General features: G+C 73.4%; 16 protein-coding genes. 10 read left to right on the top strand and 6 right to left on the bottom strand.

The genetic code is table 11. The features are described from left to right. The 4 genes from IC63_RS01850 to IC63_RS01835 all read right to left on the bottom strand — a co-directional run. Window positions 1-599 (bottom strand): polysaccharide biosynthesis/export family protein (locus IC63_RS01850; protein ID WP_198026220.1); only part of this gene is annotated, 599 nt, incomplete at its 3' end. Beyond that, window positions 584-1981 (bottom strand): hypothetical protein, encoded by a 1398-nt coding sequence (locus IC63_RS01845; RefSeq protein WP_036716352.1) that lies wholly within the window; start codon window positions 1979-1981, stop codon window positions 584-586. The genes IC63_RS01845 and IC63_RS01850, both read right to left, overlap by 16 nt. Then, window positions 1968-3830 (bottom strand): GumC family protein, encoded by a 1863-nt coding sequence (locus IC63_RS01840; protein WP_036716350.1) that lies wholly within the window; start codon window positions 3828-3830, stop codon window positions 1968-1970. Before IC63_RS01840 ends, IC63_RS01845 begins: the two co-directional genes overlap by 14 nt. Then, the gene (locus IC63_RS01835; RefSeq protein ID WP_052041786.1) at window positions 3827-5002 is read right to left on the bottom strand and encodes a glycosyltransferase; all 1176 of its coding nucleotides are present in this window, start codon (window positions 5000-5002) and stop codon (window positions 3827-3829) included. Before IC63_RS01835 ends, IC63_RS01840 begins: the two co-directional genes overlap by 4 nt. A gap of 168 nt (window positions 5003-5170) precedes the next feature. Here IC63_RS01835 and IC63_RS01830 point away from each other — a divergent pair, with 168 nt between their 5' ends. The 5 genes from IC63_RS01830 to IC63_RS01810 are packed head-to-tail and all read left to right on the top strand — an operon-like array spanning window position 5171 to window position 9650. Further along, on the top strand, window positions 5171-5806 hold the full coding sequence (locus IC63_RS01830) for a sugar transferase (RefSeq protein ID WP_332257712.1): 636 nt from the start codon (window positions 5171-5173) through the stop codon (window positions 5804-5806). Next, window positions 5803-6729: a methionyl-tRNA formyltransferase gene (locus IC63_RS01825; protein WP_036716348.1), complete on the top strand. Its 927-nt coding sequence runs from the start codon at window positions 5803-5805 to the stop codon at window positions 6727-6729. The genes IC63_RS01830 and IC63_RS01825 overlap by 4 nt, the downstream gene beginning before the upstream one ends. After that, window positions 6713-7399, top strand: a complete 687-nt coding sequence (locus tag IC63_RS01820; RefSeq protein WP_036716346.1) for a PIG-L deacetylase family protein — start codon at window positions 6713-6715, stop codon at window positions 7397-7399. Before IC63_RS01825 ends, IC63_RS01820 begins: the two co-directional genes overlap by 17 nt. Before the next feature lie 3 nt (window positions 7400-7402). Then, entirely contained in the window at window positions 7403-8575 is a 1173-nt protein-coding gene (locus IC63_RS01815; protein ID WP_036716344.1) for a DegT/DnrJ/EryC1/StrS family aminotransferase, read from the top strand. Next, window positions 8562-9650, top strand: a complete 1089-nt coding sequence (locus tag IC63_RS01810; RefSeq protein ID WP_036716342.1) for a DNA-binding response regulator — start codon at window positions 8562-8564, stop codon at window positions 9648-9650. The genes IC63_RS01815 and IC63_RS01810 overlap by 14 nt, the downstream gene beginning before the upstream one ends. On the opposite strand, the gene IC63_RS01805 is transcribed toward IC63_RS01810, so the two are convergent. Then, window positions 9626-10792 (bottom strand): glycosyltransferase family 4 protein, encoded by a 1167-nt coding sequence (locus IC63_RS01805; protein ID WP_084115365.1) that lies wholly within the window; start codon window positions 10790-10792, stop codon window positions 9626-9628. The two genes, IC63_RS01810 and IC63_RS01805, sit on opposite strands and share 25 nt — an antisense overlap. A 107-nt stretch (window positions 10793-10899) precedes the next feature. On the opposite strand from IC63_RS01805, the gene IC63_RS01800 reads away from it, so the two are divergent. Then, window positions 10900-12144, top strand: coding sequence for an O-antigen ligase family protein (locus IC63_RS01800; RefSeq protein WP_036716340.1), 1245 nt, complete (start codon window positions 10900-10902; stop codon window positions 12142-12144). On the opposite strand, the gene IC63_RS18340 is transcribed toward IC63_RS01800, so the two are convergent. After that, complete coding sequence (locus IC63_RS18340; protein ID WP_036716338.1) at window positions 12108-13037, bottom strand: sulfotransferase family protein; 930 nt, start codon at window positions 13035-13037, stop codon at window positions 12108-12110. The genes IC63_RS01800 and IC63_RS18340 overlap by 37 nt on opposite strands. Window positions 13038-13082: 45 nt before the next feature. Between IC63_RS18340 and IC63_RS17220 the strand changes: the two genes are divergently transcribed. From IC63_RS17220 to IC63_RS01775, 4 genes are read left to right on the top strand one after another with little or no spacing between them, the layout of a single operon-like run. Next, window positions 13083-15338: a hypothetical protein gene (locus IC63_RS17220; protein WP_036716337.1), complete on the top strand. Its 2256-nt coding sequence runs from the start codon at window positions 13083-13085 to the stop codon at window positions 15336-15338. After that, window positions 15335-17128, top strand: a complete 1794-nt coding sequence (locus IC63_RS01785; protein WP_036716336.1) for a hypothetical protein — start codon at window positions 15335-15337, stop codon at window positions 17126-17128. The genes IC63_RS17220 and IC63_RS01785 overlap by 4 nt, the downstream gene beginning before the upstream one ends. Beyond that, the gene (locus tag IC63_RS01780) at window positions 17125-17658 is read left to right on the top strand and encodes an SCO family protein (protein ID WP_052041784.1); all 534 of its coding nucleotides are present in this window, start codon (window positions 17125-17127) and stop codon (window positions 17656-17658) included. Before IC63_RS01785 ends, IC63_RS01780 begins: the two co-directional genes overlap by 4 nt. Next, the gene (locus IC63_RS01775; protein WP_036716335.1) at window positions 17645-18727 is read left to right on the top strand and encodes a c-type cytochrome; all 1083 of its coding nucleotides are present in this window, start codon (window positions 17645-17647) and stop codon (window positions 18725-18727) included. Before IC63_RS01780 ends, IC63_RS01775 begins: the two co-directional genes overlap by 14 nt. The last annotated feature ends 9 nt before the right edge of the window (window positions 18728-18736 follow it).

Genomic DNA, 18736 nt, shown 5'->3' with positions numbered 1-18736 from the left:
GGGGGAACGGCGGGCGGCGGCGCGGCCCCCGTGGTTTCCGCGCGCAGCCGGGTCAGTTCCGCGTCCAGCGCGGCGCGTTCGGCCCGCAGCCGGGCCAGCCGGTCGCCTGCCAGCCGCAGATCCGCTGCGACCGCGGCCGCGCGCAGCGGGTCGGCACCGCCCGCGGGGCGATAGACGCCGCCCGCCAGCGCCAGCGCCTGGCGGGCGCTCAGCCCCGGCCGGAACGGCACCGCGCCGCGCGTCTCGACCGCGCCCAGCACATAGACAGGCACGCTGGAGACCAGCTCGATCGACAGCAGCGGCGGCTCGGTCAGGCCGGCGCGGCGGCGCAGCAGGACGGACACCGCGTCGGCCAGTTCCGCCTGGGTCAGGCCCGCGGCGGCGACGGTGCCGGCCAGCGGCAGCTGCAGGTCGCCCTCGGGGCTGAGGCTGTATTCGCCCGACAGGTCCTGCCAGCCGACCAGGCTGTTCTGCCGGAAATCCCAGGTCAGCACCCGGATCAGCAGCCGGTCCTGGGGATGCAGCCGATAGGGCTCGGCGCGCAGCAGCGCGGGGGCGCACAGCGCCAGGCAGGCCGCGGCGATCAGCGAGCGTCGCATGTGTCACCGGCGAGTTCGGCCAGCCACGCCGCGGCGGCCGGGGCTCCCGCGCCCGTCGGGGTCCACGGGTCGGTGGCGGCGCCGGGGTCCAGCCCGTTCGCTGCCTCCCACAGGTCGGGCAGCAGGTCGCCGTCGCGGTCCAGCGGCGCCAGGCCCGGGTCGGGATCGGGCCAGCCGCCGACCTCGTCGGGGTCGTCGATGATCCGGCCCGCGCAGGCGCCGACATCGGCCAGCACGCGGTCGTCCAGCGCGTCGCGGTGCCCGCCGCCGGGCAGCACGTCCCCGACGCGGGGCTCCAGCAGCCCGGGCAGGCGGGCGGCGGGGGCCGGGGTGACGGACAGGGCAAAGGGCTTCAGCGGCCGCGCGGCGGCCTCGGGGTCCAGCACCGGCAGGGGCCTGCCGCTGGCGCAGTCGCGCGCGACGTTGTCGTCCGCCCAGACGCCGATCGCGTGGCCCTGCGTCCAGTCGAAGACCTGCACCGCCGCCGCGACCCGCTCTGACGAGGACGGCCCGGTCATCGCCAGGTTGCCGACATAGGCGATGCGGGTGTCGCCCTGCAGGTCATAGAATTCGCCCAGCTGGCTCAGCGGGTCATAGAACACGTTGTTGATCACCTCGACGGGGCCGGCCGCGGTGCCCTTGATGTCCGGGTTGCGGTCGCGGTGATGGGCCAGCAGGTTGCGCAGCAGGGTGATCCGGCCGCACTGGTTGTCCGTGCCGTCACCCGAACAGACCAGCGCGCCCTTGGAATGCCGCCCGTCGGGATGGTTGGCGCGATCAAGGCTATAGGCGAGGATGCTATCGGCCAGGGTGATGTCGGTGGCGGTGCCGCGGTCCACATGGATGTTCACCGTCTCGTCCGAGGCGAACATCACCGACAGGTTCCCCAGGAACACGCGCGAGGCGTTCTGCACCGTGACCCCGTCCACGTTGGACGATTCGCGGGCGACGGCGCCCGGCCGCAGCTTGAGGAATCGCACGACGACATCGCGGACGCCATCGATGACCAGCGGGCCGTGGCGCGATCCGGCCATGCGCAGCTGCACGCCGCCCCCCGGCGCGGTCTGTCCCGCGACATACAGCGCCGAGCGCGGCCGCAGCGGAGTTTCCAGGTGGATCGTGCCGGCGACGCGAAACACGCAGATCCGGGGGCCCCGCGCCTCGACGCAATGGCGCAGGCTGCCCTCGCCGCGGTCGGCAAGGCTGGTCACCGCGATCAGCCGGCCCCCGGTCCAGCCGCCGGCGGCGGCGCCATAGCCCTGCGCGCAGGGAAACGCCTCGGGCGTCGCGGTCGTGCCGCCGGCGGGCGCGGCCGCCAGCAGCGCCGTCGCCAGCGGCGCCATCAGGCGTTTCAGGACCCCCGCACCCTCAGCGCGCGGCATGACGCCGGCCGCGGCCCCCGCCTTGCAGCAGGCGCAGGTCCATGTCGTTGACGATCGTTCCGGCGACCTGCACACCGCTGTCCTGCAGGCGCGCGACGCACTGGCGCAGTTCGTGTTCCGGGGTCCGGCCGGCGCGCGCGACCACCAGGGTCGCGTCGGCCAGCGCGCCCAGCCGCGCGGCGTCCGATGCGCCCAGCGCCGCCGGGGTGTCGAGGATGATCAGGTCGTGCTGCGCCCGCAGCCCGGGCAGGACGTCGCTGCCGAAGGCCGCCACCCGCGCCGAGGCCAGCCGCGCGCGCGGGTCAAAGCGCAGGAGCGCAAGGCCCGGCTGGTCGGGGACCGGCACCGGCGAGGCGGCCAGCGCCGGGTCCGCCAGCACGTCGTCGATCCGCAGCAGCGGCGCCTCGCGCGCGCCCAGCAGGTGACCCGCCCCCGCCGCGGTGCCGTCGAAATCCAGCAGAAGCACGCGCATCCCTTCTTGCGCGGCGGTAGTCGCCATCGCCGCGGCCAGCGTCGACTTGCCCTCGCCGTCGCGGGCCGAGGTGATCATGATGACCTGCGGCGGCGATCCGCCCGCCTGCAACGCGCCGCAGATCGTCAGCAGCGCGCGCAGTTCCTCGCTGAACACGGCGCGCGGAAAGCGGCGCAGGAACCAGCCCGGCTGGTGCCTGCGGCGCAGGATGCCGCGCGGGCGGATGCGGGGCAGCTGCCCCAGGTTGGGCACCCGCCCGGCCAGCCCGGCCTGCGCCCCGGTCCAGACCTGCCGGTCCATCCCGCTTTTTATAAGCGCGATCAGGAAACCCAGCATCAGCCCGCCTGGCACCGCCAGCGCCAGGGTGGTGGGGATGTTGGGCCAGGACGGCTCGAAGGGGGTTTCGGCGATGGTGACCTGGCGGGCATCGGGCTGCACCTGGTCCAGCTGCGGCTCGATCTGCCCCAGCCGCTCGACCATCGTCTGCAGGCGCTGCCCCAACAGGTCGACGCTGCGTTCCAGGCGGCTCAGATGCATCTTGCTGCGGGTGCGGTCAGCCAGCTGCGCCTCGATCTGGTCCAGCTCGGCCCGAAGATTGCCGCTGCCGCCGCTGCCGCCCCGCTGCCCGGACACCTCGAGCACCGCGACGAGGTGGCTGCGCTGCCGGCGCAGCCGCTCGTCAAGATCCTCGTCGTCGAGCACGTTCTCGCGGATCAGGGTCGCCATCTCGACCTGGCTGGCGGTCAGCTGGTCGCCCAGCAGCTCGATCTGGCCGCGCAGATACTTGCTGGACTGCTCGATGGTCTCGCGCTGGTCGTCGACAGACTGGCGGATGAACGCCTCGACGACCCCGTTGGCGATCCGGGCGGCCATCTCGGGCGCGCTCGCCTCGGCCTCGATATAGATCACCAGGCTTTCGCCGGTCCGCCGCGGCATATAGCTCGCCAGCAGCTTGTCGACCACGGCGCGCCGCCGTTCCGGCGTGCCCACGGGGGGGCCCTTTTCGCCGACCGGCAGATAGGTCGTGTCCTTGAACAGGTCCAGCTTGTCGGCGACCCGGCTGGCGAAGGTGCGCGACCGCAGGCGGTCCAGTTCGGTCTCGACCCGGGCGCGGGTCAGCTCATAGCTTTCCAGCTGGGTGTCGACCTGGCTGACCCGCACCTCGGAATTCATCAGCGCCATCGCGGCGACGGCGCGATAGACCGGGACCTGCTGGGTCAGGAACACCGCCACCGCGCCGACCACCGCCACCACCACGGCGAGGATCAGGCGCCAGTTGCGGGAAACGAGCCGGGCCAGGTGTTCGCCGTCCAGCCGGTCGCTGCGCCCCGGGTCGGGGACGGGGGTAAAGCTGCGCGCGGCCAGCGGGCCGGTCATACCGCGCGTCCCATCAGGGCGGCGCCTGCGGGGGCGCCGCGGCGGGCGGCGGCGGCGGCATAAAGCGCGGCGTGGCGGTCGGCATAGGCGTTCATCGACATGAGCTGCGCGACCCGGTGCCGGCAGGCCAGGGCCCGCGCCGGCCGGTCGCTGCCGCGCATCGCCAGCATCGCCTCGCAGGCGTCGGCCAGCAGGTCAGGGCGGCGCGGGGGGCAGACGCGGCCGGTCTCGCCGACCAGCCAGCCGCAATCGCCGACATCGGTGACCACCGCCGGCACCCCCGCCGCCATCGCCTCGGCCACGGCCAGCGGCAGCGCCTCGCCCCAGGCCGACGACAGCAGATACAGGTCGAACCCAGGGACCAGCGCGGCGATGTCGTCGCGCGCCTCGAACGCCGCCAGACGGTCGGCAATGCCGGATTCGGCGGCGATGCGGACGGCCACTCCGTCGGACTGTCCGGCGCCGATCAGGACGCCGTGGACGTTGATACCGCGCCCGGCCAGCAGCGCCAGCGCCCGGGCGAAGGCGGCGTGATCCTTCATCGGGTGCGCCCGCCCGACGCCGCCGATGATCCAGCGGCCGGGGGGCAGGCCGGCCAGCGCCTGAAGCCGGGCGCGCGCCGCGGGGTCGGGGCGAAACTCGTCCAGCGGGATGGCGTTCGGGACGAACCGGGCCAGCCCCTCGGGGAACCCCGCTGCCTGGTGCTGGCGCGCCGCCTCGCGCGAGCAATAGGTGATCGCGTCCGCCCGCGGCGCCAGCCGGCGCAGCGCGGCCAGGACCGCACGGGTCGAGCGTTTCTCGTGCCCCGGATCGGCCAGCGAGTGGTGGATGCCCCAGACCAGCCCGGTGCGCGTCGCGCGCGCGGCGATCAGCGCCAGCGTCGCCGCGAGACAGCCGTGATACATCCAGCCATGCACCACCGCGGGGCGATGGCGGCGGGTGAGCCGGGCCAGCCGCGCCACCACCGCCGGCAGGTCGGCCGCCCGCCGTCCGTGCAGATCGACCACGCCGATTCCCGCTGTCTCGAGCATGTCCGCGACCGGGCCGCGGGGCATCAGCGTGGCCACCAGGTGCCGGCCCGGATCACAGCTGCGCAAATATCGCAGCAGCATCATTTCGGCGCCGCCGATGGCGGTTCCGGTAATGACATGAAGAATCGTGCCTTTCGGCATTACGGCTCGCGCGGTTGACCGGAAAGAACAATGCAGCGTTCGCCCGGCGACGGGATTTCAGGCTTTTTGGGTAGTGAATTGCGGCACGCTCCGACCTATCAGAAAAGCTAGGTCTGCGCCTGAAATTTCCGTGGTAGGCTTGCAGTCATAAGCGAGCATTACGGAATCGTGGGGGGGGAGCCCATTGTGCACCGGGTTTGCAATTTCATTGCGGCATTGATTCTTCTGGTACTTTCGGCGCCGGTCCAGCTGGTGACTGCAATCGTCCTGTTCCGGCAGCTGGGCGCGCCGGTCATGTTCCGCCAGGCCCGCGCCGGGCAAGGTGGCCGCGTCATCGTCGTGCCCAAGTTCCGCACCATGACCGACGCGCGCGACGCCCGCGGGGCACTGCTGCCCGACGCCCAGCGCGAAACCCGCGTGACCCGGCTGATCCGCCGCCTGCGGCTGGACGAGCTGCCGCAGCTGCTGGCGGTGGTGCGGGGCCGGATGGCGCTGGTCGGTCCGCGCCCGCTGCTGCCGGCGACGGTGGCCGGGTTCGGGCGGCTGGGCGAGCTGCGCAACTCGGTCCCGCCGGGGCTGACCGGCTGGGCGCAGATCAGCGGCAACACCCATCTCGACGACCAGGAAAAGCTGGCGCTGGACCTGTGGTATGTCGCCCATCGCAGCCTCGCGCTGGATCTTCGCATCCTGGCCGAGACCGCCCTTGTCCCGCTGCGCGGCGAGATCCGCAGCGAGCCGCGGCTGCGCCGCGCGCAGGACTGGCTGGGCGGCTGGCAGCGCGGCCCGGGGGCGGAGGTCGCATGAGGACGGTGCTGATCGGGGCGGTCGAGGGCTCGGCGGTGGCGCTGCGGGCGATGATGGACGCGGGGATGCCGCCGGCGCTGGTGGTGACGCTGCCGCTGGACCGCGCTGCCGCCCATTCCGATTTCGCCGATCTCGGGCCGCTGGCGGGCGCGGCCGGCGCGCGGGTCCTGCGGGTCGCGCGCAGCGACGACCCGGCGCTGCTGGCAGCGCTGCGCGAGCTTGCCCCCGACCTGGTGATGGCGATCGGCTGGTCGCAGCTGCTGGGACCCGAACTGCGGGCCATCCCCCGGCTGGGCGTGCTGGGCTTTCACCCGGCGCCGCTGCCGCGGATGCGGGGGCGGGCGGTGATTCCCTGGCAGATCCTCACCGGCCAGCGTCAGGGCGGCGCCACCCTGTTCTGGATCGGCGAGGGCATCGACGACGGCCCGATCGCCGCGCAGGCGGTGTTCCCGATCGACCCCGACGAGATCACCGCGCGCGCCCTGTACGACCGCGCCGTGGCCGAGATGGCGGCGCTGCTGCCGCCGCTGCTGGCCGACCTGGCCGCGGGGCGGATGCCGGCCGCCGTGCAGGACCACGACCAGGCGACGATGTGCGCCCGCCGCCGCCCCCAGGACGGCCGCATCGACTGGACCGCGGCGGGCACGCGGATCGAACGCCTGGTCCGCGCCGTCGGCGAACCCTATCCCGGCGCCACCACGACCCTGGCCGACGGCACGCCGGTCCGGGTCAACCGCGCCCGCCTGCACCCGCGCGAGGGCTATTTCGTCGGCCTGCCCGGCCAGGTCCAGCAGGTCGAGGACGGGGTGGCGACGGTGATGTGCGGCGACGGCGCCTGTCTGGACCTGCTCGACTGGACGACCGAGGGCCGGATCACCCGCCACGCGATGCTTGGGGGGGGCGACGATGTTCCCGTCGGCTGACCGCCCCGGCCCGGTGCTCGTGATCGCCCCGCATCCCGATGACGAGGTGCTGGGCGTCGGCGGCACGCTCGCCCGGCTGGCCCAGGCGGGCATCGAGACCCATGTCGCCATCGTCACCACCGGGCGCGCCCCGCGCTTCGACGAAACCCAGATCGCCACCGTGCGGGCCGAGGCCGCCGCCGCCCACGCCATGCTGGGGGTCGCACAGACCCATTACCTCGATTGCCCGGCGGCGCAGCTGACCGAATACGGCCATGCCGACCTGAATGCGGCGATCTCGGACGCGGTGCGCCGGATCGCGCCGCAGACCCTGTTCGTGCCGCATCCGGGCGACATCCACATGGATCACCAGCTGAGCTTCCTGTCGGCTCTGGTCGCCGCGCGCCCGCACCAGCAGGACTACCCGCCGCAGATCCTGGCCTATGAGACGCTGTCCGAGACGAACTGGAACGCGCCCTACCTGACGCCCGGGTTCCTGCCCAACCATTTCATCGACATCACCGCGACGCTGGACCGCAAGCTGAAGGCGTTCGCCTGTTTTGCCAGCCAGCAGCGCCCGGCGCCGCACGAACGCTCGGTGGCCACCCTGCGGGCGCTGGCGACACTGCGTGGCGCGACGGTCCATCGCGCGGCCGCGGAAGCTTTTGTAACGATCAGGATGGTGGAATAGCCCATGCGCCGCACGCGGAACTGGCCCGAATTCGACGACGAACAGGTGGCGGCGGTGACCGATGTGCTGCGCTCGGGCAAGGTCAACGCGTGGACCGGCCCGGACGTGACCGCCTTTGAAACCGAGTTCGCGGCCCATGCCGGAACCCGCTTTGCCATCGCCATGGCCAACGGCACCGTGACCCTGGACGCGGCGCTGCGGGCGCTGGATCTCGCGCCCGGGGACGAGGTGATCGTCTCGCCGCGCAGCTTTGTGGCCTCGGCCTCGTGCGTGCTGCTGGCGGGCGGCATCCCGGTCTTTGTCGATGTCGATCCCGACAGCCAGAACATCACCCCCGACACCATCGCCGCCGCCATCACCCCGCGCACGGTCGGCATCATCCCGGTCCATCTGGCCGGCTGGCCCTGCGAGATGGGCGCGATCATGGACCTGGCCGCGCGCCACGGGCTGTGGGTGATCGAAGATTGCGCGCAGGCCCACGGCGCGATGATCGGCGCGCGCGTGGTCGGCGGCTTCGGCACGCTGGGGTCGTATTCCTTCTGCCAGGACAAGATCATGACCACCGGCGGCGAAGGCGGCATGATCGTGACCGACGACGCCGCCCTGTACGACCGGATCTGGAGCTTCAAGGACCACGGCAAGGACCGCGCGCTGGTCTACGCCACGGACCACCCGCCGGGGTTCCGCTGGCTTCACGGGCGTGGTCCGGGGACCAACCTGCGGATGACCGGGCTGTCGGCGGCGCTGGGGCGGGTGCAGTTGCGCCGGCTGCCCGAATGGCACCGCATCCGCACCCGCAACGCCCTGCGGCTGGCCGCTGCGCTGGCCGAAGCCGAGGTCCTGCGGGTGCCGCTGCCGCCGCCCGGCATCACCCATGCCTGGTACCGCCTGTATGCCTTCGTGCGGCCCGACCGGCTGGCGCCGGGCTGGGACCGCGACCGCATCCTGGCCGAGATCGGCGCGCGCGGCTTTCCGGCGTTTTCCGGCAGTTGTTCGGAAATCTACCGCGAAGGCTGCTTTGCCGCCGAGGGCCTCCATCCCGCCGAACCCCTGCCCACGGCGCGCGCGCTGGGCGAGACCAGCCTCGCCTTCCTGGTCGATCCGACATGGAGCGACCCCGAGATCGACCAGATCGCCGCCGCCATCACCGAGGTGACCCGCAATGCCGTTCGCTGAACTTGCCGCCAGCCTGCCGCGCGTCCTGGCCCAGGCCACCGGGCGCCGCGTCGTCTGCTGTTCGGACGACCCCGACGGCATCGAAACCCTGGGCGCCTATCTGGCCGAGCGCGGCTACCTGGTCCGCACCGTGTTGTCGATCCCCGAGGCCGTCGCGGCGGTGATGCTGGGCGGCGCCGACCTGCTGCTGTGCGAGGACAGCGAGACCGCGGAGCTTGGAACGCAACGCCTGCTGGCCCGGCTGCAGGCGGGCGGGCTGGGCGGGGCGCCGGTGCCGGTGCTGGCGCTGTCGTCCTCGGACCACCCGGAATGGCTCAAGGCGCTGCGCCTGGCGGGGGTCGATGACATCCTGGTCAAGCCGGCCGACCCCGAGACCGTCGAGATGACCATACGGTCGCGGCTGGCGCTGGCCGACCGCCTGCGCGCCGCCGAGGCGCGGCCGGCGGCCAGCGGCGCGCGGGCGGGGCCCGAGGGCCACGCCAGCGAGGCGGTCACCAGCGCCAGCTGGGAACGGCTGATGAACCGGCTGTCCTTCGGGCTCATCATGGCCGCCGAAGGCCACGTCCTGTTCGCCAACGCCGCCGCCCGCAAGCTGGCCCAGCACGCCGGCGTCCGGCTGGTCGACTGGGCGCGCACCGAATCCCGGTCCTGGATGCGCGCCGCGGAATCCGAATCCGACGACGAGATCACCGGCTTCCGGGTCCTGTCGCCGGGCAGCTCGCCCGGCGCGCCCGATACCGCGATGTTCGTCGTCCACATGAACCTGGGCCCGACCGAGTTCGGGTCGGACTGCTTTGCCACGCTGCTGTTTCCCTCGGACCTGCCCAGCCACGGCACCGACCTGATGGCCCGGGCGCTGGGCCTCACGCCCGCGGAAACCGTGGTCGCGGGCCACCTGGCGACCGGGCGCAAGCCCGAAGAGATCGCGCATCTCGTCTCGGTCACGCTGACGACGGTCAACTATCACCTGCGCAACATCTATCTCAAAAGCGGCACCTCGCGGCAATCGGACACGGTGCGGCTGCTGCGTTCGGTGCCGCTGGCCGGGCCTCAGACCCCGGCCAGGCGGTCATAGATGGCCGAGATCGCGGCAAGATGCGTGGCCCGGCCGTAAAGCGGTTCCAGCCCCTGCCGGGCGGCGCCGGTGATCCGGTCGCGCAGGGCGGGGTCGGCCAGCAGGCGCAGCACCGGCGCGGTGAACGCGGCCGGATCGTCGGGGTCGACCAGAAACCCGTTCTGGCCGTCGTCGATCGCCTCGACATTGCCGCCGTGGCGGGTGGCGACGACCGGGGTGCCCAGATGCATCGCCTCGATCAGGGTGCGGCCGAAGGGTTCGTCCAGCGCCGTGACCAGCTTGACGTCGACCCCGGCCATGTAGGGCGCGATGGGGCTGCGAAAGCCCATCACGTGAATCGCCCCGGCCATGCCGCAGGCGTCGGCGGCGCGGGCGCAGTCCTCGCCCAGGCTGCTTTGCGGGCCCAGCGCGCCGCCGAACAGCAGCCCGTGGACCGGCCGGCAGGGCAGCTGGCGCTGGATGTCGGCGACGGCCTGGACGAAATGCACCGGCCGCTTGCGCGGCGTCAGCGTCCCGAACCAGCCCAGCAGCACCGCATCCCCCGGCAGGGACAGCTCGGCCAGGATCGCCTGCCGGGCTGCGGCGCGGTCGGGGGCCGGTTCCGAGAAATCGAACGGGCTGCGCACCACGCTGAAGCGGTCGCCGATCGGCCGCACCGGGCGTGCCGGGCGGGCGAAATGCGACACGCCGACGATGGCGTGGGACAGGATCGGCGCCATCCGGTTGACGCCGAAGGCGGTGGGGTCCTGCCGGTGGTGCCACAGGTGCTTGCGGCCCGTCAGGCGGGTCGGCAGCGCCCAGCTGGTGTGGATGCGGCCTTCGTTGCTGTGCACGATGGCGGGGTCGATGCGGCGGATCAGGCGCATCAGGCGCGGCAGGCTGTGCGCCAGGTACCGCGCCGGCCCCACGTCGCCGGGTCGCGGGTGGCCGGGCGAGCGCAGCAGGGGGATGTCCTCGACCACCTCGAAGCCCAGCCCCAGCGCGCGGGCGTGATCGCCCACCTTGCCGGCCTGCCCGTGCAGCAGGATCCGCGGCTCGTAGCGGGCGCGGTCCAGCATCGCAACCAGGTCCAGGGCCGAGACATGGCTGCCCCCCAGGCCGGTATCGCCGGCGAAGGGAAAGAGGATACGGATCGGCGGCATGCAGCCTCGGCGTTGACTGCGCCAAGGCTAGCACGGCTGACCGCAGCGCCAAAGCCCTTGCTGCATCTTCCCGCCGGCCGGGCGCCGCATCACCGGGGCGGCCGGCCGTGACGCCCCTGTCCCCCGCGGCCGCCGCCCTGCCGCTGCCCCGCCCGGTCGCCGCCGGTCGGGCCGAACTGATGCTGGTCGCCGCGGCGGTCTTCGTGTCGCCGATGAACTACCTGCGCGCCAGCTTTGCCTATGTGACGCTGGGCGATCTGTTCACGGTGCTGGCGCTGGGCGCGATGATGCTGGGCCACGGGCTGCCGCTGCGGCCCTTCGGTGCGCTGACCCGCGCCTGGTACGGCTGCGTGCTGATGCTGACCGGCGGGCTGGTGCTGGGCTCGGCGCTGCGCGGCGACCTGGTCAGCGGGCTGATCGTCGCCTCGCAATACCTGTTCTCGCTCCTGGTGCTGCCGATGGTGCTGATGCAGCGGCCCCGCGCCGAGGTGCTGCTGCTCATCAAGGTCTTCGTGCTGGGCATGGTCTTCGTGATGGCGCACGGGATCTGGGTGATCGAGTTCGACCCCGGCGACGCCCGCTTCGTCACCCCCAGCGGGCGACTGGCGACGCTGGTGGAACGCGAGAACGCCGCGGCGTCCTTGGCCGCGCTGGCGATCACCTTTGCGCTGTGGCTGTATTTCATCCGCGAACTGGGGATTGTGCTGCTGCTGTGCCTGCTGGCCCCGCTGGGCTATGGGCTGCTGCTGACCGGCTCGAACACCGGGTTCTTCCTGACCGCGATCGGCGTGGTGGCGCTGGTGGCGCTGAGCGGATCGGGGCGGATCATGCTGGGCATGCTGGCGATGCTGGCCGGGCTGGCCTTCGTGATCCTCGGCTGGGGCGAGCTGTTCCTGCCCGACATCTTCCTCAAGCGCGTCTTCGGGGCGCTGTCCACCGGCAACATGGACGAGGCGGGGACGTTCTCGGACCGGATGTTCCTGATCCGCGAGGCCTATGACCTGACCCGGCACACGATCATCGTCGGGCTGGGCGCCGACCAGTACCGCCTGATCAGCGCGCATGGCGCGCCGGTGCACAACACCTATCTGCTGCTGCTGGCCGAGGGCGGGCTGCTGAGCCTGACCGGCCATGTCGGGCTGATCATCCTGGGGCTGATGATGGGGTGGGCGGCGATGGTGTCGCGGCGGGGGCGCTGGTTCGGGGTGCTGACGGTGACGATCGTGGTGCTGCTGGCGCTGGTCCAGAACGGGCTGGCGCATTTCTATGCCCGGTTCTGGGCGGTGCCGTGGTGCCTTGCCCTGGCGGCGAGCCTTCAGGCCGACGCCGACCCCGTGCCGCCCGCCGCATAGCCATAGCGCCGCATCCGCGCGCCGCACAGCCCGGCGACCACGGCCTGCGCCCGGGGGCTCATCCGCCGCTGCCAGCCCATGTCCGGGCGCAGCGTCATGGCGCCGGTCATGCGGATGCGGCTGCCCGCGACCTGGTGCTCGGCCGCGATGGTGCCGCCAGCCGCGATCGCCGCGCCCACCGCGTCGAGGTCAAGCCCCACCGTCGCGCCGATCCGCGCCAGCGCGCCCTGCGGGTCCGCGACCAGGTCCTCATAGCGCAGCCGCAGCCCGTGCGCGGGCGCAATCCGGCGCAGGGCGGCCTCGGCCCCGGCATTGACAAAGCTCCAGCGCAGCGCGGTGCGGGCGACGGGATGGGCGGGCAGGGTCTTCTGCACCCCGGCCTCGGTGTCGACCTGCATCGGGACGGACATGGAATGGGCCACCGCGCGGGGATCGCGGACCAGGTGGATCAGCCGCAGATCCACCCCCGCGCGCGCCAGGGCCAGCGCCCGGCCGGGGGACTTGGAGCTGTCCAGCAGCACCGGCCGCCCGGTCCGCCGGGCGACGATCCGGTACAGCGCCAGCGTCTGGTCGCAATAATCGCGCAGCGCCGCGCCCCTGCGGGCGTGCGACAGGATCGGCTCGATCCGCCGCTGCAGCATCGCGTGGCGGTCAAGATCGATGCCCGAAGCCTGCCATTCGGTCACCGCGTCCGACCACAGCGGGCAGGCGCGGACGCGGGCGTGACAGGCGCAATATTCGTCGTTGGGCCAGACATGGCGGCAGATCGTGGACATCTCGCCGGCGCCGAACACCTGCGGATGGGCGCCCAGCATCATGTCGAGCAGCGTCGATCCGCTGCGCCCATAGCCTGTGACATAGATGATCCGGTCCAGCATCACCGCCCCCCGCATGTCAGTCCGACCCTCGCCATCGGCAGCCCGCAAGGCAAGCGATTGTTGCGGCACGCCCCGCGGCGGCGACCTGCCGGTCTGCCGACCCGGCCGCCGGACAAGATCGGCCGCCGGCTCTCGTGCGACTCGGCCGCGCCGCAGGTCTATGCCGCGGTGGTCGCCATCGACGCGCGGTCGGTGTTCGGCGACGCCCCGTACGGGGGCACCCTGTCCGACCCGGATGGTCTGTTCCTGCCGCTGGTCGATCCCCGCAAGCTGGTCGCGCCCGAGAACCGCACCCCCACCCGCCTCGACGAGCCGGACAGCTGGGCCGCGGTGTCGCTGGGGTCGATCCGGGCCGAGATCCGGCGCACCTACACCCGTCCCGAGCCGCTGGTGATGAACGTCAATGCCGGGGACTGCGTGCATGTGGCCTGGCTGAATGCGCTGCCCGATGCCGGGGGCGGCCGGCTTCCCGATCGGCCGGGCGACGCGCAGATGCCGCGGATCACCTCGATCAACGTCGACATGGACTGGCACGGCGCCGAAACGCCGAACCAGCCGGTCGATTTCCATGCCGCCGACCGGGCCGACGTGGTGCCCTCGAACCGCCTCGCGGTCAGCTTTCCGCTGCCGCTGATCACCCAGCAGTTTCTGCTGGCGCGGCCCTATGGCATCAACCCCTTTGGCGCCCTGCGGGGCCTGCCGCCCCATGCCAGCGACGCGACGCTGCTGGGCGCCGACGCAACGCCCAGCGACCTGTATGGCGAGCGCAGCGCCCAGATAGAGCTGACCGAGTTCTATGCCGGCCTCGCCTATGGCACCCCGCCCGATCCCGAGGAATCGCCGCTGGTCCGGGACCTGGTGATCTCTCGGTTCGACCCCGCGTCGCGCTTCGTGCCGCGGCGCAGCGGCCTGACGGCGGCCATCCCCGAGCCCACTGCCGCCGATCCGCTGACCGACCTGCTGGATCAGCTGGTGGACGCGCCGGACGCGCCGCTGCGTCCGCTGCTGGACGAGACGACCAGGCGCGCGACCGCGGCCTCGCTGCGCGGCGTGCAGGCGGAACCGGGGGCGGGCGACGCCGCCGAATTGCCGGATCTGCCTCCGCCCGGCGGGCCCCCGCTCATCGCCCGACCGCAGCTTGTGCCGCGCCCCGATGGCCCCGGCCTCGACCTGTCGACCGGGCGCCGCAGCCTGCCCCGCGACCGCGCGATCGCCGAGCTTCAGGGAACGCCGGCGGCCGAGCTCCTGGCGGAAGTGCAGGCTGCAGACCAGGAACGGCAGGCCGAGGATCAGCGCCAACGAGCCGCCGCGCACGTGGCGGCGATGCTGACCGACCGGAACACGATCTTCGTGCCCTATGCCTTCGGCGCGCTGCCGGTCAAACCGGTGGGCGACATCATCGGCCACGCAAGCCACGGCCTGATCGGGTCGATCAACGTCGTGCCGCAACGCGCCCGGATCGAGGATACCCGGGTCAGCCGCCTTCCGCTGGGCCTGCCCCTGACCGGCTGCCTGGTCCGGCGGCTACCCCGTCTCGACCGCGCCGACTGGCCAACGCTGCCCTATCTCGCCAGCCCGCCGGTCGACCCGGCGCGGGGCTGCCGCAGCTTCGTGCTGGTCCCGCAGCCGCCCATGGACCGGACCCGGCTGATGAGCGGAGCGTTGCTGAAGACCCCCGGCCCGTCCGGCCGGCTGTATGACGTGCGGCAGTTCACGCTGTTCTGGCAGGACGGCCTGAACCTGACCGACCACGCCACCCGCGATCGTCACCTGAGGCAGGGCACCGACCATCGGCTGGTCGCCAATTGCCGGATCTGCGACGACAGCTATGACTGGGGCGAGAAGGGAACCGGCTATCGCAGCGCCCCGTTCGCGCTGCGGCTGCGCGAGGGAGGGCGATGGACGGAAAGCCACTACGACCTGAACGGCCTCAGCTTTGGCCCGCAGTTCTTCCGCACCCGCGCCGCCGAGTCCGCCGATCCGCCGATGCCGGTGCTGCGCGCCATCGCCGGCGAGCAGATCACCGTCCACATCGTCCACGCCGGCGGGCGGGCGCGGCAGCGCGCCTTTGCCACCATCTCGCAGGATTACGACGACCTGTTCCACGGCTTCGGCTTTCCGCGCGCGGCGCTGCTGGCGCCCGGCAAGGCGATGACCGCCCAGCTGCTGCAACTCGCCCAGCCGCGGTGCTGGCTGTGGTTCGACGGACCGACGCATCTGCGCGCGGGCGGCACCTGGGGGCTGTTCGACGTGCTGCCCGATCGTGCCACGTGGGAGAACCCGGACCAGACCTCGTGCCGGCGGTGGGAAAGATGAGGCGGCGCGCGCGCGCCTGGCGGGCGCTGGCCACGCTCGCCCTGCCAGCGCTTGTCCTGCCCGCGGCGGCGGCCGAGGGCGATCCCCAGGACTTGGCCGCGCGGCTGACGACCCGCGACATCTGGACTGGCGCCCCGACCCAGCCCGCCGCAGGGCGCGGCGCCCGGCTGTCGGTCGAGCTGACCGACGTGGTGACCGGCACCGCGCCGCGGGGGCTGATGCTGGCGGGCTTCGCGCGCCCGGTGCAGCCGGGGATGTCCAGTTGCGACCAGGCCGCGCGGGGCTTTCTGACCACCGGCCGCGCCCCGGCCGGCGCGGTGCCCTTCGGCGGCCCGGCGCTGGTCGTGACGACCGGGGACGGCGCGCTGGGCGTGGTCGATCCGCAGCTGAACCTGCAAAGCGCCAACATGCTGGCCGCCGCCCGCCTGCCCGAACCTCCGGCCTTCGTGCTGCCCGACCCGGCGCGGGCGCGCATCCTCGCCACCCTTCCCGGGCGCAAAGAGCTGGTCGCGATCCCCATCTCGGGCGGCCCGCACGAGGTGCTGGCCCGCGACCTGGACGCGCCGCGGCAGATCGTCCTGCACGACCAGGCGCTGTTCGTCGCCAGCGGCGGCCAGGTGGTCGAGCTGGACCTGCGCGGCACCCGGCGCGCGGCGCACCCGGTCGGGGCGGGCAGCGTCCGCCTGCTGGACCGCCCGGACGCGCCGCCGATCGCCTATTCCCCCGACGGCGCGATCCGGGCCGACGGGCGTCTGCACCGCACCGGCCGGCGGCTGGGCGACGCCACGGCCGCCGGGGCGGGGACGATGCTCGGCCTCGATGACGGGGGCGAGACGGCGGCGATCGCCTATCTCGACGCGCTGGACCAGCCGGCCCGGATCCCGCTGGGGCGGGCGTTCCGGCGCATCGCGGCGGACCCGGCGGGCCGGTTCGGGCTCGCCTGGACCCCGCGTGAGGCCGCCTTCGTGCTGATCGACCTTGCCACGGCCGAGGTCGCGCAGGCGGGCGCGCTCAGCGAGGGCACGCTCAGCGACGTGCTGCTGACCGGGGACCGGGCGTTCCTTCTCAGCCTCGATGGCGGGCTGGTCGGGGTGGTCGAGCTGCCCACCGTCCGCCGCGGCGCGGCGCTGCAGATGATCCGGGTGGTGCTGGGCGTCACCCAGCCTGACCCGCCCGCCGGGCCGGGGCTGCTGGTCGGCGCGGGCGACGGGCGGCAGGTGCTGGCGCTGGCGCCCTCGATCGGGCGCGCCTTCCTGATCGACCCGGCGATGGCGCTGAACGGGCAGCCGCCGATGGACGGCACCCAGCTGCGCGGCGGAGTGCCGGCCAGCCTGGCGCTGTATGACCGGCGCCTGACCGAGACCGCCTCGGGCCGGTTCGAGGCGACCTGGGCCTTCACCGCCGGTCCGTGGCAGCTGGTCCTGACCTCGGGGCCGGGCGGCTTTGCCGATTGCCTGCCGTTCACCGTCGCAGGCCCGCCCGACCGGCCCGCCACCGTCCCGCTGACGGTCGAGGCCGACCCGGCCCGGATCAGCGCGACTACGCCCGCGCGGATCACCCTGCGCTTCCGCGACCCCACCGGCGCCCAGGTGGCGCTGCCCGCGACCGACATCCTGGTCCCGGCGCTCGGCTCGTCCTGGCAGATGACGGTCCGCGCCGACCCCGACCCCGATGGCGGGCTGAGCCTGGCCGTGACCGCGCCCCATGCCGGCCCCTTCGCGCTGCAGCCGCTGTCGCTGCCCCCCGGCTACAGCCTGCGCGCGGCGCTGGTGTTCGAGGTCGAGGAATGACCCCGCGCCCCGCCCTGCTGGCGCTGGCGCTTGCGCTCGCCGCACCGGCTGCGGCGGCCGAGATCGAAACCGGTCGGATGCGGCTGCCCGCCGTCGAGCTGATCGACCAGCAGGGCCAGCCGCAGAACCTGCGCGAGCTGGCCGCGCTGCAGCCGCTGGTGATGACCTTCGCCTATACGACCTGCGAGTCGATCTGCCCGCTGGGGAACGCGGTCATGGCCGAACTCGACGCGGCGAGCGAGCCGGCGGTGACGCTGGTCACCATCACCATCGACCCGATGACCGACACCCCGGCGCGCATGGCCCGAGCGGCGGCCGAATTCGGGGCCTCGCCGCGCTGGCTGTGGCTGACCGGCGATCCGCGCGACATCCGCCGGGTGCTGGACGCCGTCGATGCGCCGGCCGGCCCGATCGAGCTGCACGATCCGATCTTCGTGGTCACCGACCGCGACGGGCGGCGGTTCCGCCGGACCACCGCGCTGCCCCGCGCCGAGGAAATCCTGTCCCTGCTCGACGATGCCGCGCGCTAGGCTTGCCGCCGCGCTGCTGTCGCTGTTGGCAGCCGCCGCCCAGGCCGACGAGCTTGGCCACGCGGCCTTTACCGGCCAGCTGGCCGCGGCACGGCCGGCCTGCCACCGCTGCCACATGCGCGACGGCCGCGGCGGGACCGAGGGCGGCGCCCCCGACCTGGTCGCAGCCGCCGCGGGCCACGACGCCGCCAGCCTGCGCCGGGCGCTGGTCGAAGGCATCGGCGCCGACGGCCGGCCGCTGTCGCGGCTGATGCCGCGCTATCCGGGGCTGGACGACCGGATGGCGGCGGACCTGCTGGCCTATCTCGGCGATCTGCCGATACGCGACCGGCTGGGGGTCGAGCCGGCGCTGGTCCGGCTGGGGGTCGCGGCCGACTCGGCCTATGCCCTCGCCCTGCAGGCCGCGCTGGACCGGACCGCGCCGCGGCTCTTTGGCCGGCGGCCGCAGGTCGTGGCGGTCGAGGCGCCGGGCACGCCGCAGGTGCTGGCGGTGGTGGGGCTGCGCGCCCCGCTGCAGCCCTGGACCGATGCCGGGGTGCCGGTGCTGTTCCCGCGCCAGACGTTGCGCGGGACCGAGGACGCCTCGATCACCCGCGGCCTGTCGGCGGCCGCAGAGGACATCGGCGACGCGATCATGGCCGATGCCCGCCGGGCGGGCTTCGCCGGGGTGGAGCCGCGCGGCGAGGTCGATCCTGCGATCGCCGCAGTGCTGCGCCCGCCCGCCAGTGGCCCCGCCGCGCTGGTGCTTGGCCGCAATGCCGACAGCCCGCCGCCGCCAGCCCGTCTTTATGCGCTGCCGGGGGCGCAGACCGAACGCCGGGACGCGATCCGCGTGGTCCCCGGCGGGCCGCTGCTGGACCGGATGATGGCGCGGCACATCCCGGCCCACACGGCCCATGCCGAGATCGCCGCCGAGATCATCGCCGCCGCGCTGCGCGCGGCCGGCCGCGACCTGACCCGCACCCGCTTTCTGGCGGCGATGACGGCGGCCGACATGACCGCGCTGGGGCTGGATTACCGCCGCGCGCCGCTGACCGGCACGCGCGAGGTCGGGCTGCGGACCCATTGACCGGCCCCG

Source organism: Paracoccus sphaerophysae, assembly GCF_000763805.1.
In the GTDB taxonomy this organism is placed as follows: domain Bacteria; phylum Pseudomonadota; class Alphaproteobacteria; order Rhodobacterales; family Rhodobacteraceae; genus Paracoccus; species Paracoccus sphaerophysae.
The sequence above is the reverse complement of the archived record's forward strand: the minus strand, read 5'-3'. Positions and strand labels throughout refer to the sequence as shown.